1 pseudogene is annotated in these 262 nt (G+C 66.4%); it reads right to left on the reverse strand.

From position 1 onward, the window contains the following. Window positions 1–262 (reverse strand): annotated as a pseudogene (locus SB751_RS31830) (hypothetical protein); the annotation flags it as partial.

The raw sequence follows: 262 nt of genomic DNA on the forward strand, positions 1-262 counted from the left end.
GATCGCGCCGAAGTGTTCGCCGAGCGTATCGAGCGCATCGCGTACGGGGCCCGTCAGCGACAGTTTGTCGGCGAGCAGGCCGGCGGCCTCGATCCCGCCGACGGCCAGCGCGACGACCGCCGACAGCAGCGTGATGCTCGCGTTATAGAGCAGCTTGCGCTGCGGGTCGTCCATCGCCCAACCGTACGCGTGAATCATCAGCACGTTGTCGGTCGAGTCGATCAGCGTCATGTAACCGCTGCCGCCGTTCGCGCCGTTGAGT

The organism is Cupriavidus sp. SIMBA_020 (genome assembly GCF_046535395.1).
GTDB classification, from domain to species: domain Bacteria; phylum Pseudomonadota; class Gammaproteobacteria; order Burkholderiales; family Burkholderiaceae; genus Cupriavidus; species Cupriavidus campinensis.